Here is a 17,268-nt window from a genome sequence, read left to right on the forward strand (position 1 = left end):
TCCGCGGCTGCACGTCGTCCATCTCGTCGCGCATCCGGACGCCCTCTTCGGTGAGGGCGACCTCGACCACCCGCTCGTCGGCGGGCCGGCGGGTGCGCTCGATGAGTCCGCGTGTCTCGAGCCGGCGCAGCAGCGGCGACAGCGTGCCGGAGTCGAGCGCGAGACGGTCGCCGAGATCGCCGACGGTCTGCGTCCCCTCGCTCCACAGCGCGACGAGCACGAGGTACTGCGGGTAGGTGAGGCCGAGCGGCTCCAGCACGGGGCGGTAGGCGGCCGTCATCGCACGGCTCGCCGCGTAGAGCGAGAAGCAGAGCATGTCATCGAGTACCGCGGCCATGCACTAACGATTGCACACAATTGAATTGTGCACAACTGAATGGATGCCGCAGCCGTGACCGAACCGGGACCTGAGTCCATCGACAGCGGGACGCCGGTGCCCGAGACTGTGCTCGGGCGGAGCGGCCGATGGGGGCCTGCGGTGGTCCGCACACCGGAACAGAGGAGTTCGCGATGGCGTCAGGATTCCGCAGCATCGCTGCACTCGTCGCGGCGGCAGGCCTCGTCCTCGCCGGAGCGGTGACGGCCACGGCCGTGGACGGCGACGCCCAGGAGGTCTACCACGTCGTGCAGATGGGCGACTCGTACTCCGCGGGCAACGGCGCCGGCGACTACTACGGCGACCCCGCCGCCTACCGGAGCCACCGCAGCTGGGCGAACCTCTACGCCGACTGGCTCTCGACGCAGCCCGATCTGCCCGTGCAGTACGTCTCCTACGCGCACAGCGGTGCGGAGACCTCCGACATCCTCGAGACCCAGCTGCCGCAGGTCTCGCCCGACACCGACCTCGTGATGTTCACGATCGGCGGCAACGACGTCGGGTTCTCCACGATCGTCGAGAACTGCTTCCTGGTGGCCTACCGCAGCGCCGACGGATGCCGCAGCTCGGTCGACGCCGCAGAAGCCGACCTTCCCGACGTGGTGGCGGCGACGCGGAAGATCCTCGACGAGCTCGCCACGAAGCTGAAGCCCGACGCGCAGATCGTGATCCTGGGCTATCCGCTGCTGGCGACGGACACCCCGTACATCCTGTGCGACTACCACGTCATCTGCTGGGGCGACTACGAGTACGACGCGTCCGCGGGCGTGCGGCAGCTGGGCCTGGAGGCCAACACGCTGCAGGACACGCTCGTCGCCGAGTACAACCAGCAGCCCGGCGTGCCCCAGGCGATCCACGTCACCGACATCCACGACCTCTTCGCCGGTCATGAGCCGGCGCCCGGCGACTCGAACCCGTACCGGTGGGTGGACGAGTTCTTCGAGACCGAGACCCAGCAGGTGCCGCCGGGCTTCTCGGCCGAGACCGACTACCGCTACAGCGCCGACAAGTTCACGTTCTGGCACCCCGGGATCACCGGGCACGCGCAGGAGGCCGCCCACCTCGAGTCCGAGCTGGGGCTGCTGCCGCGGGCGAAGGCCGTGCAGGCGGCGAACGCGGCCGCGCCCGCCGACCCGGCCGGGGCGGCGGCACCCACCGCGTGGCTGGCGGGTCCGTACGTGCGGCCGGTCGGGGCATCCGTCGTGCTCGACGCGCGCGGCTCGGCGGCCGGCGGCGGCCGCCTCGTGTCGTACGAGTGGGACACCGACGGCGACGGTGTCTACAACCAGACCACCGCGGAGCCGACGCTGACCGTGCCGTTCCCCGCGACCGCCGACATCACCGCGTCGGTGCGGGTCACTCAGACCGACGGCCAGACGGCGACGGCGAGCACCCAGGTGCTCATCTCGGTCGACGGCGATCAGGTTCCGGATGCCGCGGACAACTGCCCCACGATCGAGAACGTGAGCCAGAGCGACCTGGACGGCGACGGCGTCGGCGACGACTGCGACCCCACGTCGGGATATCCGCCGCTGCAGGACGCGCCCGGGTTCTCCTGGCAGGCCGGGGACGGCGTGGAACAGCGCGCGGGGTCCGACCCGTTGCCCCTCGACGCGGTGCCGGCGGACTCGCCCGGTCGTGCGGTGACCCTCGTCGGGGTGCCCGCCGAGGGCGTCCCCGCCGGCGGTCAACTGACGGTCTCGGCGAGCGGCTTCACGCCGGCCGACCCCGCACAGGTGTCGATCGACTCGGAGTCGTACCTGCTCGCCGACACCGAGATCGGTGCGGACGGCACGCTCTCCGTCACGGTCACCGTGCCCGCAGGGCTGAGCGCCGGCGTGCACCGCGTCTACGTCACGGCTCCCGCCACCGTGGCCTCGGCCGAGGTGACCGTCGTGGCCGCCGATGCCGGGACGGGTGGGGGCTCGGTCTCGCCGGGTGCCGGCACTGGTTCCGGCTCCTCGGGCTCAAGTCCCACGCGCGGCGCGCTCGCGGCATCCGGCGCCGACGTGCCGACGGCGCCGATCGCCGCAGGCGTCCTCGCTCTGGGCGCCGGGCTGGTGCTGGCGCTCCGCGCCCGCCGCCGCCGCGCCTGAGCCGGCCCGGTCCGACCCGGGTGAGCTCGCACCCGGCCTCCACCGTGCACAGCTCAGGCGATCCGCGCCTGTGGAGCGCTCGGGGACGCCATTTCGGGGAGTTCCGCCTGGTTCTGCCTGGGTTGTGCACGCCGGGACGGGGGCGACGCGGCGCGCGACAGCGCTGAGCCGGCGCCTTGCGCTGGCGCTCAGCCGCGCGCGCGGAGCGTCGGGCCGCCCGCGATGCGGACGGTCAGGCCGCCGTCGGCGTCGCGGAGGATCGTCGCGAGGGTGTGCGTGCAGTCGCGGCACCGAACGATGAACGCCGTCCGGTCGGCCTCCACCGACCACTGCGCGAGCGGGGCCCGGCGTCCGCACGTTCCGCACTCGACCTCGACATCGGTCGCGCCGGCCGCGCCGAGCGTCTGCAGGACGCCGGCGAGGACGTTGCCGTCGAGCTTGTGCACGAGGTGCTCGGGGGGCCGCGGGCGAGGCGTGATCTGGCTCATGATCCTCCGAACCTCTCTGTGCGGACACGGGCCGGGTCGTGTCCCGCGGCCACGAGGGCGTTCGCGGTGGCCTCGACGAACCCGGTCGGCCCGCAGACGAAGGTCATCGTGTCGGCGGACGGGGGCCAGGTCAGCTCCGCGATCCGGTCGGGGGTGAGGCGCCCGACCGGACCCGTCCATCCGTCCGGTCCCTGGCGGGTGTAGGCGAAGGTGACCTCGGTGAGCGGGTCGGCGAGGGACTCGACCTCGGCGCGGTACATCGCGTCGGGGCCGGAGCGCACGGAGTACAGCAGCCGGAACCGCGCCGTGCTCCCCGACGCGCGATGCGCGCGCGCCATGGCGATGAGCGGCACGATGCCCGACCCGCCGGCGATCAGCTGCACGGGGGAGGTGGCCGCAGCATCCCACACGAAGTACTCGCCCAGCGGACCCTTCACCTCGAGGGCGTCGCCCACCTCGGCGATCTCGCCCAGATAGGGCGAGACCTCGCCGTCGGGCACCACGTCGACGCCGAGCTCGACGTCCTCCCCGGGGCCGGACGAGGCGATCGAGTACGACCGTTCGGCCTGGTAGCCGTCCTCCGCCGTCAGGCGCACGTCGAGGTGCTGACCGGGCTCGTTGCCCGGCCACCCGGGCACGTGGAGCGTGAGGACGCGCGAGTGCGGCGTCTCGGAGCGGACAGAGGAGATCGTGGCCGGCATCCAGCCGCGCACCTTCACCAGTACCGCTCCTCCTTCCAGGGGTCGCCGTACATGTTGTAGCCGTTCTGCTCCCAGAAGCCCGGCTCGTCGCGCTTCTGCATCGACAGCCCGCGCACCCACTTCGCGCTCTTCCAGAAGTACAGGTGCGGCACGAGAAGTCGCGCGGGGCCGCCGTGCTCCGGATCGAGCGGCTTGCCGTCGTACTCCGTTACGACCCAGGCCTTGCCGCCGCGCAGGTCCGCGAGCGGAACGTTCGTCGTGTACCCGCCGTAGGAGTGCGCCATCACGTACTCGTACTCCGTGGAGACGCCGGCCAGCAGGGTGTCGAGGGAGACGCCGCGCCACGTGGTGTCGAACTTCGACCACCGGGTGACGCAGTGGATGTCGGTGGTGACGTCTTCGTGGGGGAGTGCGGCGAACTCGTCCCATGACCAGGACGTGACATCGCCCGACTCCGCGACGATGCCGAACGCCCACTCCGTGAGCGGGATCTTCGGTGTCGGACCGGCCGACAGCACGGGGAAGTCGGTGGCGAGATACTGCCCGGGCGGAAGCTTGGGGTCCGACTCGCGCCGGCGGGCGCCGAAGCCCCGGGTGAACTGAGCCATCGCGAAGACCTCTTCCCTCGGAGCCGACCGTCGAAGCGAGGATACCGCCGCGGGAGCGGTCCCGTCCAAGCCCTCCTGCGACCCCCTCGCGGCGGCATGATGGGGGCATGCCGAGCCTCGATCCGTCCGACGCCGCCGCGGCGGATGCGCTGACCGCGCGCGACGCCCCGGCGCTGGTCGGTCGCGCGGTCATCGAGCAGCGGTGGCGCGCCGCGTGCTTCCTGCACTGGCGGGTCGATCCGGCCGTCGTCGCTCCGCTCCTCCCGCCCGGCACGCGGCCCGACGTCTTCGACGGGTCGGCGTGGGTCGGGCTCATCCCCTTCGTGCTCAGCGAGTTCCGGTTCCTGCCGCTGCCACCCGTGCCGCTGGTCGGATCGTTCGTCGAGATCAACGTGCGGACCTACGGAGTGGATGCCGCGGGCCGCCGCAGCGTCGTGTCCCGCGACGACCGCGAGCTGCTCGCGACGCAGATCGCCCGGGATTCCTCACGCGGTTCTCCGGTCCGACCTTCCTGCCCCGCTGACGGGGGTGTCGCGCGCCTCCTCATACGATCGCGAGCGGCAGCGTCACCTCGAAGCGTGCACCTTACGCGACTGCGAGCGGCAACGTCACCTCGAAGCGTGCACCGCGGGGCGCCGGCACGCACGTGACGTCGCCGCCGTGTGCGCGGGCGATGCCGCGGGCGATGGGCAGTCCGAGGCCTGCTCCCGCGCGGGCCTCCCGCGACGGGTCGAGGCGCACCAGTCGGTCGAAGATGCGCTCGCGCTCCTCGGCCGGCACCCCGGGACCGTCATCGGTCACGACGATGCGGGCGGTCGCGGCATCCGCGTCATCGACGAGGACCTCCACCACCACCGCACCGTCTCCGCCGGTCGCACGCGCGGCGTTGTCGACGAGGTTCGACACGATCTGACCGAGGCGATCGACGTCGGCGTCGACCGGCACCGGGCGGTCGGGCACGCGCGTCCGCAGATCGAGCGAGGGACGCCGCAGCGACAGGCGGTCGGCCTCGCTGCGCACGAGTCGGCCGAGGTCGACGCGCGTGGGGATCAGATCGAGGCCGCGATCGAGCCGCGCCATCATGAGCATGTCGTTGATGAGGCGCGAGGCGCGACCGGACTCCCGGGCGATCTGCGTCGCGAGCAGCTCGCGGTCGTCGCGGGACAGGTCCGCGCGCACGAGGGTGTCAGCCGCGGCACGGATGCCGGCCACCGGGGTGCGCAGCTCGTGCGCGGCGTCCGAGACGAAGGTGCGCATGCGTGCCTCGGCGTCCAGCGCCGACCGCTCGGCCCCCTCGACGTCGTCGAGCATCTCGTCGAAGGCGCTCGCCACCCGGCCGATCTCGGTGCGCGGTCGATCGGGGCGCAGTCGACGCCCCCGGTCGCCCGACGCGATCGACCGCGCGACCGTTGTGACGCGTGTGAGGGGAGCGAGCGTGGAGCGGACCACCAGCAGCACGCCGACCACCGCGAGCATCAGCACCGCCGCGGCCGCGATCGCCATGACCGTCCGCAGCTGCGCGACGGTGGCGGAGATCTGCGCCGTCGACGCGGTGAGGGTGAGTGTGGAGCCGTCGCTCAGCGTCGAGACGAGCGTGACGAGCTGGTCATCGCCGGAGATGGCGGATGCCGCGACCGAGACCTCACCCGACGTCGACGTGTCGGCGGACGAGCCGCTCTCTGCGGCGGGACCCGGGCGCGGGCCGCCGTCGGGACCGAGCCCGGCGGGCGGTCCCTCTCGCAGCTGGTCGGGACTGGGACCTGCGACCACCTCCTCGCCGGCCGCGCTCTCGATGCGCACGGAGAGTCCCTGCGCCGACAGACGGTCGGCGAGCTCGTCGCTGTCGACCGTTCCGACGAGCGAGGCCGCGGCCGCCGCCCGGTCCTCGAGCCGGTCTTCGAGCTGCGTCCTGAGCTGTGCGCCGTAGATGACGTCGACCGAGACCGTGAGCCCGATGAGGAGCACGACCATGAGGGCGAGCACGGCCAGAACGGTGCGCGTGCGCAGCGAGGCGGTGCGCAGGGCCGATCCGCTCCGGCCGCCGCCGGGGATCGGCGCGGTCACGCTGCCGCGGTCAGGCGGTAGCCCATGCCGCGCACGGTATGTATCAGTCGGGGGCCGTGCGACTCCATCTTCCGGCGCAGCGAGCTCATGTGCACCTCGACGAGATTGGGGTCGTAGTCGTCGAAGCCCCACACCTGCGTCAGGATCTGCGTCTTCGACAGCGTACAGCCGCGACTGGCGGCGAGGAATGCGAGGAGCCGGAACTCGGTGGCCGTCAGCGGGAGGGCGACATCCGCGCGGCGGGCGGTCGCGGCATCCGCGTCCACCACGAGGTCTCCGATCTGCAGCACCTCGGGGATGCGGCCGCGGCGCCGCAGCACCGCGGTGGCCCGGGCGACGAGTTCGGCCATCGAGAACGGCTTGCTGACGTAGTCGTCGATGCCCTCGCCGAAGCCGCGGAGGCGGTCATCCACCTCGTCGCGGGCGGTGAGCATCATGACCCCTGCGTCGCTCGCACTGCGCACGGTCGAGACGAGCTGGATGCCGGTGGGCCCGGGCATCATCCAGTCCAGCATCACGAGGTCGGGGGAGAAAGAGGTCAGCCGCCCCCTCAGGGTGGTGCCGTCGGGCGCGCCTTCCGCGACGAACCCGTCCGCACGGAGGGCGGCGACGACGGAGGTGCGGATCGTCTGGTCGTCGTCGAGGACGAGAACGCGGGCGGGGGGAGGCATGCCCCGGACGCTATGTCGGCATTCTGTGCGGCGACTATGACTCCGCCCACGGGTTGCTGAGCCTCGGCAGGCTTAAGTCGGGCTTCAGTTTCGGCTCGGATCGTGGTTCTCAGCCGGTGGACGCCGGCGCCGGACACGTCCGGCAGACCGAACACGGAGATGACATGTCCCACGACGACACGACCCCGAACGAGAACGCGGGGGACGACCGTTTCGCCCGCGATGAGACGCCGGATGCCTCGACCCGCCCGTACGAGCGGATCGACCCGGATGCCGCGACCCGGCCCCACGAGCGCATCGGCGACCCCGCCGCCGGCTCGGCCTTCGCCAAGACCCGCCCCGCGGGCGCCGATCGCGCCCGCTCCCGCACCTGGAAGCGACCCAGCCTGATCGCCGGTGCCGTCGTGCTCGGCCTCGGCCTCGTCGGCGCCACCGCGGCCATGGCCACCGCCGGCTCCGGCAACGGCATGATCCCGGCGGCGGCGAGCCCCAGCGCCTCGGCGAGCGTGACGGGGAGCCCCGCGGACGGGCCGGCAGCTCCCACTCCCGGGGCCACCGCGCCCGCGCCGGGTGCCACCGCGCCCGCCGACGGATCGGCGCCGACCCCTCCCGCCGAGGGAACCGCGCCCGACGGCGGCACCACGCCGAAGGATCCGGGGGTGTGCGGCCCCGATGGCGGTCCCGCCGCGGGCGGCCCCGGCGCCAACGGCCCGCGCCCCGACGGCACCGCCCCCACGCCGCCCACGGACGGCACGGCGCCCACTCCGCCCACGGACGGTTCGGCGCCCACCCCGCCCGCAGACGGCACGGCTCCGACCTTGCCGGCCGACGGCTCGGCTCCGACCCCGCCGGCGCCGCCCGCCGACGGCACCGCTCCCACCCCGCCCGCCGACGGCACCGCTCCCACCCCGCCCGCCGACGGCAGCGCCCCCACCCCGCCCGCCGGTTCCTGACCCATCATCACCGCCGCCCCCACCGTCCCCGAGACGGCGGGGGCGCCGTGCGTCCCGGACATTCCGGCGGGCGCGCGGGGCGGCACGCCGGATCGTGGATGCCGCACCCCGTGTGTCGGCTCAGATCCCCGCTGATCTGTCCGCCACGTGGCCGAAGGGCACCCGGGTCAGCGCTCGATCAGCCCGCGCAGCTCCCGATTGTCGGCGGTGCCGGAGAACTCCACGATGCGGCCGTTCGCGATGCGGAGCATCGAGAACTCGGCGACGTTCACGTGACGGCGGGTGGGCGCCAGCGCCCCCAGCGGGCCGAGGTGGGTGCCGCCGGCGCGCGTGTGGGCGGCGAGGCGGTCGTCCTCGACGAGGAGCTGGATCCGGCGCCACTGCCAGTCGGGGAACGCCTGGAAGAGCTCGGCCATGTCCTCCACCCACGCGTCGGCGCCGCCCGGAAGGTGCGCCCGACGCACGGCCGGGTCGACGAAGGCCCGGATCGCCGCCAGATCGTGCCGGTTGCAGGCCTCGAGGTACTCGGCGTGCCACTCGCGCATCTCCCAGGACTCCACGCCTCCATTCTCGGCGCCTGAACGAACATCCCGTGCCCGCAGCGCCATCCCTCCGCCCTTGCGCCCATGACGCGCACGCCCCTACGGTTCCGAGCAACGGAACCGTAGGACCGACGGGAGCGACATGGCCGCGAAGACACCGAAGGCGCTCGACGAGCGCACGCGGGCACTGCTCGACCGGATCGAGGCGCAGCTCCCGGCGGGCGACCTCCGCGAGGCCGCGATGTTCGGCACGCACGCGGTGATGCTGGACGAGGTGATGGTGATCGCCGTCCGCAAGGATCACAGCCTCCTCGTGCGGGTGGACGCCGACGACGATGCCGAGCTGATGGCCCGGCCCGAAGCATCCCGTCCCGACATGGGGCCCCAGCGGTCGATGGGTGTCGGCTGGATCCAGGTGGATGCCGCGTCCCTCGACGACGATGGTGTGCTCGACTTCTGGGTCGGTCACGCCCGCCGCCGGTTCGAGCGTCACGGCCCCGGCGCGCAGCCGGCGGCGTGACGCGCGCGGCTCACCTCAGGTAGGAGGCCCCGTTCGCATCGAGGACGGCGCCGGAGCACCAGCGCGCCTCCGGGGAGGCGAGCCACTCGACCGCGGCGGCGATCTCGTCGGGCGTGCCGACGCGTCCCCATGGGCTCTGCGAGCGGATGTCCTCCCCGCGGGCGCCCGACAACGTCTCGGCCTGACGCTCGGTCGCGATGAACCCGGGCGCGACGGACGTCACCGAGATGCCGTGCGGCGCGAGCGAGACGGCGAGCGACTGCCCCATGGCGTGCAGCGCGGCCTTCGTCGCTCCGTAGGCCGGATACTCCGGCTCTCCGCGGTAGGCGCCGCGCGAGCCGACGTTGACGATCGCGCCGGGCGCGCCCCGGGAGATGAGGTGGCCCGCGACGGCGTGCGCCAGAGCCGCCGGGGCGATCAGGTTCACCTGCGTCATCTCGTGCCACGCGGCGTCCCAGTCCTGATCGGATGCTTCGCCGGCGACGTGCCGGTTCGTCGCGGTCGGCGCGACCCCGGCGTTGCACACCAGGACGTCCACCGAGCCGAGAGCGGCGATCGCGTCGTGGACGAGCCGGCGGCAGGCGGCGGGATCACCCAGATCTGCGCCGAGGGCGACGTGGCCGCGCCCGGGGAGCGCGGCGGCCAGGGCTTCGGCATCGTCGCGCGAGCTGCCGTAGTGCACGGCGACCCGGTCGCCGGCCTCCGCGAAGCGCCGGGCCACGGCGGCGCCGATGCCGCGGGCGGCGCCCGTCACCAGGACGCCCCTCATACAGACCGTCCCGCCGAACTCCGGGACGCCCGTGCAGCTCCGCGCGCCGTCGTCACGAGACGGCCGTGGTGACGAGCTCGGTGATCCTCTTCTCGACCGCCGGCGTCCAGGCGCGTACGGCGAACCCGACCGGCCACAGGTCGCCGTCGTCGAGCGCGGCGCTGTCCTGGAAGCCGATGGTGGAGTAGCGCGTCTTGAACTTCTTCGACGCCTGGAAGAAGACGACGACCTTGCCGTCCGCGTCGGCGTAGCCCGGCATGCCGTAGTACGTCTTCGGCACCAGGTGGGGTGCAGCATCCGTCACCACCGCGTGCAGGCCTTCGGCCAGCACTTTGTCGTCGGCCTCGAGCTCGTCGATCGCCTTGCGCACCGCGGCGAGCCCCGCCTCGCGGTTCTTGCCCGCCTTCTCCTGCTCGCGCAGCTCCTTCGCCCGCTGCTTGACGGCGTCGCGCTCATCCTGGCTGAGTCCGTCCGATGCGCCCTTCGCGGCCATCATTCCTCCCGAGTGTCCCGGCCGATCCGTTCGGCCCCTCTCTCACGCTAGGCCCGCAGCCCTCCGGCCGCTTCTCCGATCCTGACCGTCCGTCCCCTCCCGCCTGCGCGGCGGTCGGCCGAGCCGCCACCGCACGCCCGCGGCACACGGCCGCGAACCCGCCCTCACAGGAGACGGATAGCCTGTCGGAGCGGCGGAACGCACACCGCGCACCGAGGAGGATCCATGTCGCACACCCTCGACTTCGACGCCGTCGGCATCGACGCGCTCCGTGCCGGGGGCGGCATCAAGTGGTCGCTGTTCCCCGACAAGATCGGCGCGTTCGTGGCCGAGATGGACTTCGGCACGGCGCCGGAGATCACGGCCGCGCTGCACGCGGCGATCGATGCGGGCGCGCTCGGGTACCTCCCGTCGGCGCTCGCGGCGGACATGTCGTCCGCCACGGCCGCCTGGCATCGCGACCGGTACGGCTGGACCGTGGATCCCGCCCACATCCACCCGATCGCCGACGTGATCAAGGGGCTGGAGGTCGCGATCGAGCACTACAGCGCTCCGGGCAGCCCCGTCATCCTCCCCACCCCCTCGTACATGCCGTTCCTCAGCGTTCCGCCGACGATGGGCCGCGAGATCATCCAGGTGCCGCTCGTCGAGGGGGAGGACGGCTACACGCTCGACCTCGACGGCATCGACCGCGCCTTCGCGGCCGGCGGGGGTCTGCTGATCCTCTGCAACCCCTACAACCCGGTGGGTCGCGTCTTCACCCGCGACGAGCTGACGGCTCTGTCGCTCGTCGTGGAGCGCCACGGCGGTCGCGTCTTCTCCGACGAGATCCACGCGCCGCTGGTGTACGCCGGCTCCGCGCACGTCCCCTACGCGTCGGTGTCGGCCGCGACGGCGGCGCACACGGTCACCGCGACCTCCGCCTCGAAGGCCTGGAACCTCCCCGGCCTCAAGACGGCGCAGCTGATCATCACCGATCCCGAGGACGCCGTCGTGTGGGAGCGCATCGGACCCATGGCCTCCCACGGCGCCAGCACCCTCGGCGTCATCGCCAACACCGTCGCCTACGCCGAGGGCGGCGCGTGGCTCGACGGCGTGATCGACTACCTCGACGGCAACCGGCGCTTCCTCGGCGAGGCGCTCGCCGCCGAGCTGCCCGGCATCCGCTACCGCGCTCCGCAGGGGACGTACATCGGCTGGCTCGACGCGCGAGGACTGGGATTGGATGCCGCTCCCGCAGCCTTCTTCCGCGATCACGCCGGCGTCGCACTCACCGAGGGCAGCGACTGCGGACCGGCCGGCGCCGGCTTCCTGCGCTTCGTCTTCGCCACGCCACGGCCGATCATCGCGCGCGCCGTCGAGCAGATGGGCGCGGCGTACCGCGAGCGGGCTCAGCAGCAGGGATCGCCTCAGCAGTAGGAGCGGTGCACGTGCCAGGAGTCCTCGGCGCGGAACACGTCGAAGACGAATGACGCGCCTTCGGCGTCGGTCGCCTGGAACCGCCAGCCGTAGAGGCCGCGCCGCGGCTCGGCGCCCGAGGCCCAGACCGACTCGCGCAGCCGCGTCGGCACATCGGTCACCGTCCATTGCCGCCCCGCGAAGAACATCCGGCTGGGGATGTCGCCGGTCATCCATATCGTGACCTCATGATCGATTCTCGCGGTGTCCATGGGAGCCTAGAGTAGAACAAAGTTTCGACAAGCGCGAGAGCGTCGGTGGCCGGGGAAGGATGCGGAACCGTCGTGGGGACCAACCGGAGGTACGCCGATCACGTCGACCGGCAGATGGACGAGCGGGTCCTCGAACGCATCGCCCGCTCCGGTGCCCTGCAGACCCTCTCCGACCTCGAGTTGCAGCTCGAGGCGGAGCTGTTCACCCGCGATCCGCGTCCACGGCCCGTCACGGCGTGGGTGCGCTTCGGCGAGACGCCCGTGCAGGTGCGCGCCGACGCGTGCGCGTGGACGCCGCACGCCGTCGGCATACGCTTCGCCATCGGCGGTCGGGAGTACAAGACGTGGGTGTGGGCCTCGGCGGTACGCCCCGCCGACCAGGGCCGACGGCCCGCGACGACGTGATCGCGATCCGGGCGGCGACGTGATCGCGATCCGGCCGGCGGGTGACCGCACCGGCATCGGTTCGAGACGACGGATGCCGCGGCGCTCCGTAGTCTGTCGTGAGTCGCATTCGCACCCGAGGAGCAGGACATGACCCGACTGGACCTCGTCCCCGCGCTGAGCGCGCCCGAGCTTCTGGCCGTGCCCGTGCGCGAGGCGCTCACCGCACTCGATCCGGGGCTCGCCGACCGCATCCGGGTGGCCCCCATCGACCCGGCGCTCGCCGACACCGCCGCGTTCTGCGCCGCCTACGACGTGGCGCTCGCGGCCTCGGCCAATTGCCTCGTCGTCGCCGGACGCCGCGGCGAGACTACGACCTACGCCGCCTGCGTGGTGCTGGCCACGACGCGCGCCGACGTGAACGGCGTCGTGCGGAAGCTGCTCGACGCGCGGCGCGCGAGCTTCGCGCCGATGGACGACGCGGTCTCCGCGACCGGCATGGAGTACGGCGGCATCACGCCGCTCGGGCTCCCCGCGTCCTGGCGGATCCTCATGGACGCCCGCGTGGCCGACGTGGAGGTGATCATCGGCTCCGGACTGCGGGCATCGAAGATCGCCCTGCCGGGCGCGGTGATCGCGAATCTGCCCGGTGTCGAGCTCGTCGAGGGGCTGGCCCGCGATCTGGAGCCGACCGGCTGAAGCGGCGGATCGGCTGAACCGGCAGATCGGTCGAACGGCCGCGGAACCCCACAAGCCCTGCGCAGCCTGAGGCGGAGTGGAACCTGAACGCCTTCCCGGAGCCGGGCACGGGCGACGATCTAGAATGGGCGCATCCCCGTTATCTGTTTGGATAACGCCCGTCGTGCTCTCTCTGGATCCGTCGTGACCTCTGCCACACCCGCCCGCGCCTTCGAGCTGCGCCACGTCCAGCTCGCCCGCGCTCTGTTCGCGGCGATCGCGGCGGTCATGATCACCTTCTCGCCCGACCACTCGGCGGGCATCGGGCTGTCGGTCTTCAGCGGCTTCGCCATCGCGACGGGCCTCATCTTCGGCCTTTCCGCCTGGCTCGTCCTCCCCGCCGGGCAGCGGTGTGTCGGCGTCACGATGGGCATCCTGTCCCTGCTCGCCGGCATGATCGGCGGCATCACCACCGCCCGCTCCACGACGCTCTTCTTCGTCGTGGTCATCGTGTGGGCGCTGGCGACCGGTCTCACCGAGACGATCGCGGGAGCTCGCGCCCTCCGCGCCGCGGCGCCCGGTGTCTCCGCCGAGCGCGGTGCCGCCCGCGACGCGCTCACCGTGGGCGTCATCACACTCGTCCTCGGCGCCGCCCTGCTGTTCGTGCCCACGCAGTACGCGCTGCAGTACTACATCGCCGAGGCCGACCGGAGCTTCACGCTCACCGGCATCACCATCGGCGTCGGCGTCCTCGGCGGCTACGCCGCCATCGTCGCGGTGTACCTGGCGATCGCCGGGTTCTCCCCGCGGCGCGAAACCGACGCCGTCACCACCGACGGATCGTCCGCGGTCGTGGAGGCCGCAGCATCCACCTCGACGAGTCGTGCGTCCGCCGACCTCCGGACGACCGAAGAGGCGCCGGGAGGCACCGCATGACCGACAAGCCGACCCGCCGCGACCTCATGAAGCCCGTGCAGCTGCTGGGACTCGCCTTCGGCGCCGCCCTCTTCGCCGGGATCGTCACGCTCATCTCGATGGGGTTCTTCCAGCAGCGGCAGGACGGTCAGTCCGGGCACGCCCTGCTCGTCGGACTCATCGTCGCGGGCATCACCTTCATCGTCGTGCTGGTGGGACTCGCCCTGATGCTCCTCGTCGTCGACCCGGCGCAGGTGACCAAGCAGGTCGACCGCCCGGTGCTGTACGACAGCGACCGACACCCGCACGATGAGACGACTCCGGATGCCTCGGCCCCCGGTGACGGCTCCGCTCCGCGTCGCTGAACCCGAAGCATCCGACTGTCCGTCACCTCGCGTTCATCCGGGCGTGATTGAACGGAGTCGATGGCTCCGTTCCGTTCGTCCCGCCTCCCGGTCGCGCTGCTGCTGAGCGCCGGTGTGGTCGCCGGCGCCGTCGGCGCCGCCCGCGTCGTGCTCGCCCGGCAGGCGGCGCACGCGCGACGGCTGATCGGCAAGCCACTGGGGGAGGATGCGCCCCGCGCCGACCGCATCTACAAGCGCAAGCGCGGCGACGCCGTGCGGCTGGTGCTGCTGGGCGACTCCATCGCCGCCGGGCTCGGCGCCGTGCAGCCGTCCGAGACGCTCGGCGCACGCCTGGCGAAGGGAATCAGCCGGGAGACGGGGCGCGCGGTGGAGCTGCGCACGGTCGCCGTCGTCGGCGCGGAGTCCTCGATGCTCGCGGAGCAGCTCACCCGCCTTCCTGCGGCGGACGTGGGCGACGTCGCGGTGATCGTGGTCGGTGGCAACGATGTCACGCACCGCGTGCCGGTCGAGGTCTCAGTGCGGCACCTCGGCGATGCCGTCCGCGAGCTGCAGCGGCGCGGAGCCGTCGTGGTGGTGGGCACGTGTCCTGACCTCGGCGCTCTGCGTCCGGTGCCGCAGCCGCTGCGGGCGCTCGGGGGCCGGGCGTCGCGCCAGCTCGCCGCGGCGCAGCGCACCGCCGCGGTCGCCCTCGGCGCCTACGCGGTCGACCTGGCCGCGGTGGTCGGGCCGTTCTTCATCACCAACCCCGACGAGATGTTCAGCCTCGACCGGTTCCACCCGTCGGCACTCGGCTACCGGCGCACGGCGACGGCGATCCTGCCGTCCGTGCTGCGCGCACTGGGCGTGCACGACCGCGCCGCGTTCGGCCACCACGCGCCGCGGAGCTGACGCGCGGCGGGCTGGGTCAGCCCGTGCGGCGGGCCGGTCAGCTCGCGTCGTGGCGGAGGTCGACGAGCTGCGAGGCGAGACCGGTGTACGTGCGCGGGGTGAGGGCGAGCAGGCGCTCGCGTGCAGCATCCCCGATGTCGAGGCCCTTCACGAAGGCGGCCAGGTCATCCGCACCCACCCGGCGACCCCGGGTCAGGTCCTTCAGCAGCGCATAGGGGTCGCTGATCTGCGAGCGGCCGGCGGCGATCTCTGCGCGCACGACCGTCTGGATCGCCTCGGCGAGGACCTCCTGGTTCGCCTCCAGGTCGGCGTCGAGCACCGGCTGGGCCAGCGAGATCTCGCCGAGACCGCGCTGGAGGTTGTCGAGGGCCAGCAGCGAGTGCCCGAGGGCGACGCCGATGTTGCGCTGCGTGGTGGAGTCGGTGAGGTCGCGCTGCAGACGGCTGGTGACCAGCGTGCCCGCGAGGGTCGCCAGCAGGCCGCCCGAGATCTCCAGGTTCGCCTCGGCGTTCTCGAAGCGGATCGGGTTGATCTTGTGCGGCATCGTCGACGAGCCGGTCGCCCCGGCCACGGGGATCTGGGTGAAGTAGGCGAGCGAGATGTAGGTCCAGATGTCCGTGGCGAGGTTGTGCAGGATGCCGCCGGCGTGCCGGATGCGGTCGTACAGCTCCACCTGCCAGTCGTGCGACTCGATCTGCGTCGTCAGTGGGTTGAAGCCGATGCCGAGGCCCTCGATGAAGGCGCGGCTCAGCTCCGGCCAGTCGACGTCCGGTTCGGCGGCGACATGTGCGGACCACGTGCCGGTGGCACCGGAGAACTTCGCGAGGAAGTCGGTGCCGCGCACCTGCGCCGCGACCCGCTCGAGCCGCCAGGCGAAGACCGCCAGCTCCTTGCCCATCGTGGTCGGCGTGGCCGGCTGACCGTGCGTGCGGGCGAGCATGGGCGCGTCGCGGTGCTGCTCGGCGAGCTCGCGGAGCGTCGCGATGACCTCCTCCAGCCGGGGCAGCCAGACCTCGAGCACCGCGCGGCGGACGGTCAGGGCGTAGGAGGCGGAGTTGACGTCCTCGCTCGTGCACGCGAAGTGCGTGAGCTCGGCGATGCCGTCCAGTCCGAGCTCGGTGAGCCGGTCGCGCACCAGGTATTCCACGGCCTTCACGTCGTGCCGGGTGACGGCCTCCTTGTCGGCCAGCCAGTCGATCTCGGCCTGACCGAAATCGAGGTACAGGGCGCGCAGTCGCGCCTTGTCGTCCTCCGACAGCGGGGAGGTGCCGAAGAGGGCCCGGTCGGTCAGGACGATGAGCCACTCGACCTCGACCTCGACGCGGGCGCGGTTGAGCCCGGCCTCCGACAGGTGGTCCGTGAGGCCGGCGACCTGTGCGCGGTAGCGCCCGTCGAGGGGACTGAGAGGCTGAGGGGGGAGAGCGGGCACGAGTCTGCCGTCCTGTCACTGCGGGGTGGGGGAAGGCCCTGTCGGAGCCGACGGGCGGATCGCCGGCTCGAGCTGCCGGAACAGCGACCTGCCTGCGGCCTCGATCATACCGAGGACCTCATCGAACATTCCGGGCCCGGCATAGTACGGATCGGGCACGTCGAGCGTGCCCGCGCTGCGGTCGAACGACAGCAGGAGCGCGATCTTGTCGGTGTCGGCCTCGGAGCGCGCCCAGCCGTGGAGGATCCTCTCGTGGCTGCGGTCGAGGGCCACGACGAGGTCATTGCGCATGAAGTCGTCGTGCGAGAACTGGCGACCGCGGTGGCGGCGGCCGTCGTACCCGCGTCGCTGTAGTGCGGCGAGGGTGCGGTGGTCGGCGGGCTCGCCGACGTGGAAGTCGGCGGTACCGGCGCTGGAGGAGCCGACGCGATCGCTCAGGCCCGCCTCACGGGCCAGCTGCCGGAACACGATGTCGGCCATCGGCGATCGGCAGATGTTGCCGGTGCAGACGAAGACGACGCGGAACGGCTCCTGGGCGTTCGCGGTCACCCTGCCATCATGGCGTGCCCGTGCGCTCCTGCACAGGACGGGTAGCCCCCTCCATCCCCCCGAAGGCAGGGGAGGGGAGACGGATGCTGCACCCCGGCCGACCACGATC

Annotated in this window: 22 protein-coding genes; 10 read left to right on the forward strand and 12 right to left on the reverse strand. The window is 72.5% G+C overall.

Features of this window, described 5'->3' with window-relative positions:
* The coding region (locus tag ABC304_RS04240) for a MarR family winged helix-turn-helix transcriptional regulator (protein ID WP_412929069.1) at positions 1-337 on the reverse strand (337 nt) is incomplete at its 3' end.
* A gap of 173 nt (positions 338-510) precedes the next feature.
* Here ABC304_RS04240 and ABC304_RS04245 point away from each other — a divergent pair.
* Positions 511-2,472, forward strand: a complete 1,962-nt coding sequence (locus ABC304_RS04245; protein ID WP_412929071.1) for a GDSL-type esterase/lipase family protein — start codon at positions 511-513, stop codon at positions 2,470-2,472.
* Positions 2,473-2,660: 188 nt separating this feature from the next.
* Here the strand turns inward: ABC304_RS04245 and ABC304_RS04250 are convergent, their stop codons facing one another.
* Genes ABC304_RS04250 through ABC304_RS04260 form a run of 3 tightly spaced genes read right to left on the reverse strand, consistent with a single transcriptional unit; the run spans position 2,661 to position 4,269 of the window.
* Positions 2,661-2,960 carry a DUF6510 family protein gene (locus ABC304_RS04250; protein ID WP_412929073.1) on the reverse strand — a complete coding sequence of 100 codons (300 nt, stop codon included), beginning with the start codon at positions 2,958-2,960 and terminating at the stop codon, positions 2,661-2,663.
* Complete coding sequence (locus ABC304_RS04255; RefSeq protein ID WP_412929074.1) at positions 2,957-3,679, reverse strand: ferredoxin reductase; 723 nt, start codon at positions 3,677-3,679, stop codon at positions 2,957-2,959. The genes ABC304_RS04250 and ABC304_RS04255 overlap by 4 nt, the downstream gene beginning before the upstream one ends.
* On the reverse strand, positions 3,676-4,269 hold the full coding sequence (locus tag ABC304_RS04260; protein WP_412929075.1) for a sulfite oxidase-like oxidoreductase: 594 nt from the start codon (positions 4,267-4,269) through the stop codon (positions 3,676-3,678). Before ABC304_RS04260 ends, ABC304_RS04255 begins: the two co-directional genes overlap by 4 nt.
* Positions 4,270-4,376: 107 nt before the next feature.
* On the opposite strand from ABC304_RS04260, the gene ABC304_RS04265 reads away from it, so the two are divergent.
* On the forward strand, positions 4,377-4,919 hold the full coding sequence (locus tag ABC304_RS04265) for a DUF2071 domain-containing protein (protein ID WP_412929077.1): 543 nt from the start codon (positions 4,377-4,379) through the stop codon (positions 4,917-4,919).
* On the opposite strand, the gene ABC304_RS04270 is transcribed toward ABC304_RS04265, so the two are convergent.
* Positions 4,855-6,333, reverse strand: a complete 1,479-nt coding sequence (locus tag ABC304_RS04270; RefSeq protein WP_412929078.1) for an ATP-binding protein — start codon at positions 6,331-6,333, stop codon at positions 4,855-4,857. The genes ABC304_RS04265 and ABC304_RS04270 overlap by 65 nt on opposite strands.
* Entirely contained in the window at positions 6,330-7,004 is a 675-nt protein-coding gene (locus tag ABC304_RS04275; RefSeq protein ID WP_412929079.1) for a response regulator transcription factor, read from the reverse strand. Before ABC304_RS04275 ends, ABC304_RS04270 begins: the two co-directional genes overlap by 4 nt.
* Before the next feature lie 164 nt (positions 7,005-7,168).
* Between ABC304_RS04275 and ABC304_RS04280 the strand changes: the two genes are divergently transcribed.
* On the forward strand, positions 7,169-7,957 hold the full coding sequence (locus ABC304_RS04280) for a hypothetical protein (RefSeq protein WP_412929080.1): 789 nt from the start codon (positions 7,169-7,171) through the stop codon (positions 7,955-7,957).
* 167 nt (positions 7,958-8,124) lie between these two features.
* Here ABC304_RS04280 and ABC304_RS04285 read toward each other — a convergent pair whose 3' ends face one another.
* Complete coding sequence (locus ABC304_RS04285) at positions 8,125-8,517, reverse strand: ester cyclase (protein WP_412929081.1); 393 nt, start codon at positions 8,515-8,517, stop codon at positions 8,125-8,127.
* A 124-nt stretch (positions 8,518-8,641) separates the two neighbouring features.
* On the opposite strand from ABC304_RS04285, the gene ABC304_RS04290 reads away from it, so the two are divergent.
* Entirely contained in the window at positions 8,642-9,019 is a 378-nt protein-coding gene (locus ABC304_RS04290) for a TfoX/Sxy family protein (protein ID WP_412929082.1), read from the forward strand.
* Positions 9,020-9,029: 10 nt separating this feature from the next.
* On the opposite strand, the gene ABC304_RS04295 is transcribed toward ABC304_RS04290, so the two are convergent.
* The gene (locus ABC304_RS04295; RefSeq protein ID WP_412929085.1) at positions 9,030-9,773 is read right to left on the reverse strand and encodes an SDR family NAD(P)-dependent oxidoreductase; all 744 of its coding nucleotides are present in this window, start codon (positions 9,771-9,773) and stop codon (positions 9,030-9,032) included.
* A gap of 67 nt (positions 9,774-9,840) precedes the next feature.
* Entirely contained in the window at positions 9,841-10,284 is a 444-nt protein-coding gene (locus ABC304_RS04300) for an iron chaperone (protein ID WP_412929086.1), read from the reverse strand.
* Between the two features lie 222 nt (positions 10,285-10,506).
* Between ABC304_RS04300 and ABC304_RS04305 the strand changes: the two genes are divergently transcribed.
* The gene (locus tag ABC304_RS04305) at positions 10,507-11,700 is read left to right on the forward strand and encodes a MalY/PatB family protein (protein ID WP_412929088.1); all 1,194 of its coding nucleotides are present in this window, start codon (positions 10,507-10,509) and stop codon (positions 11,698-11,700) included.
* On the opposite strand, the gene ABC304_RS04310 is transcribed toward ABC304_RS04305, so the two are convergent.
* Positions 11,691-11,912 (reverse strand): hypothetical protein, encoded by a 222-nt coding sequence (locus ABC304_RS04310; protein ID WP_412929089.1) that lies wholly within the window; start codon positions 11,910-11,912, stop codon positions 11,691-11,693. The two genes, ABC304_RS04305 and ABC304_RS04310, sit on opposite strands and share 10 nt — an antisense overlap.
* Positions 11,913-12,023: 111 nt before the next feature.
* Here ABC304_RS04310 and ABC304_RS04315 point away from each other — a divergent pair, with 111 nt between their 5' ends.
* The 5 genes from ABC304_RS04315 (at position 12,024) to ABC304_RS04335 (ending at position 15,181) form a co-directional block, all read left to right on the forward strand.
* On the forward strand, positions 12,024-12,356 hold the full coding sequence (locus ABC304_RS04315; protein ID WP_412929090.1) for a hypothetical protein: 333 nt from the start codon (positions 12,024-12,026) through the stop codon (positions 12,354-12,356).
* A 129-nt stretch (positions 12,357-12,485) separates the two neighbouring features.
* Positions 12,486-13,034 (forward strand): YbaK/EbsC family protein, encoded by a 549-nt coding sequence (locus tag ABC304_RS04320; protein ID WP_412929091.1) that lies wholly within the window; start codon positions 12,486-12,488, stop codon positions 13,032-13,034.
* A gap of 183 nt (positions 13,035-13,217) precedes the next feature.
* Positions 13,218-13,949, forward strand: coding sequence for an acyl-CoA synthetase (locus ABC304_RS04325; protein WP_412929094.1), 732 nt, complete (start codon positions 13,218-13,220; stop codon positions 13,947-13,949).
* Positions 13,946-14,293, forward strand: coding sequence for an amino acid transporter (locus ABC304_RS04330; RefSeq protein WP_412929095.1), 348 nt, complete (start codon positions 13,946-13,948; stop codon positions 14,291-14,293). Before ABC304_RS04325 ends, ABC304_RS04330 begins: the two co-directional genes overlap by 4 nt.
* Before the next feature lie 60 nt (positions 14,294-14,353).
* Positions 14,354-15,181 (forward strand): SGNH/GDSL hydrolase family protein, encoded by an 828-nt coding sequence (locus tag ABC304_RS04335; protein WP_412929097.1) that lies wholly within the window; start codon positions 14,354-14,356, stop codon positions 15,179-15,181.
* A 37-nt stretch (positions 15,182-15,218) separates the two neighbouring features.
* Here ABC304_RS04335 and purB read toward each other — a convergent pair whose 3' ends face one another.
* Together purB and ABC304_RS04345 are read right to left on the reverse strand one after the other, a co-directional pair.
* Positions 15,219-16,610: an adenylosuccinate lyase gene (gene purB, locus ABC304_RS04340; RefSeq protein WP_412929099.1), complete on the reverse strand. Its 1,392-nt coding sequence runs from the start codon at positions 16,608-16,610 to the stop codon at positions 15,219-15,221.
* 15 nt (positions 16,611-16,625) lie between these two features.
* The gene (locus tag ABC304_RS04345) at positions 16,626-17,159 is read right to left on the reverse strand and encodes a low molecular weight protein-tyrosine-phosphatase (RefSeq protein WP_412929100.1); all 534 of its coding nucleotides are present in this window, start codon (positions 17,157-17,159) and stop codon (positions 16,626-16,628) included.
* Positions 17,160-17,268: the final 109 nt, after the last annotated feature.

Origin of the sequence: Microbacterium jepli, assembly GCF_047237905.1 — a bacterium.
Classification (GTDB): Bacteria; Actinomycetota; Actinomycetes; order Actinomycetales; family Microbacteriaceae; genus Microbacterium.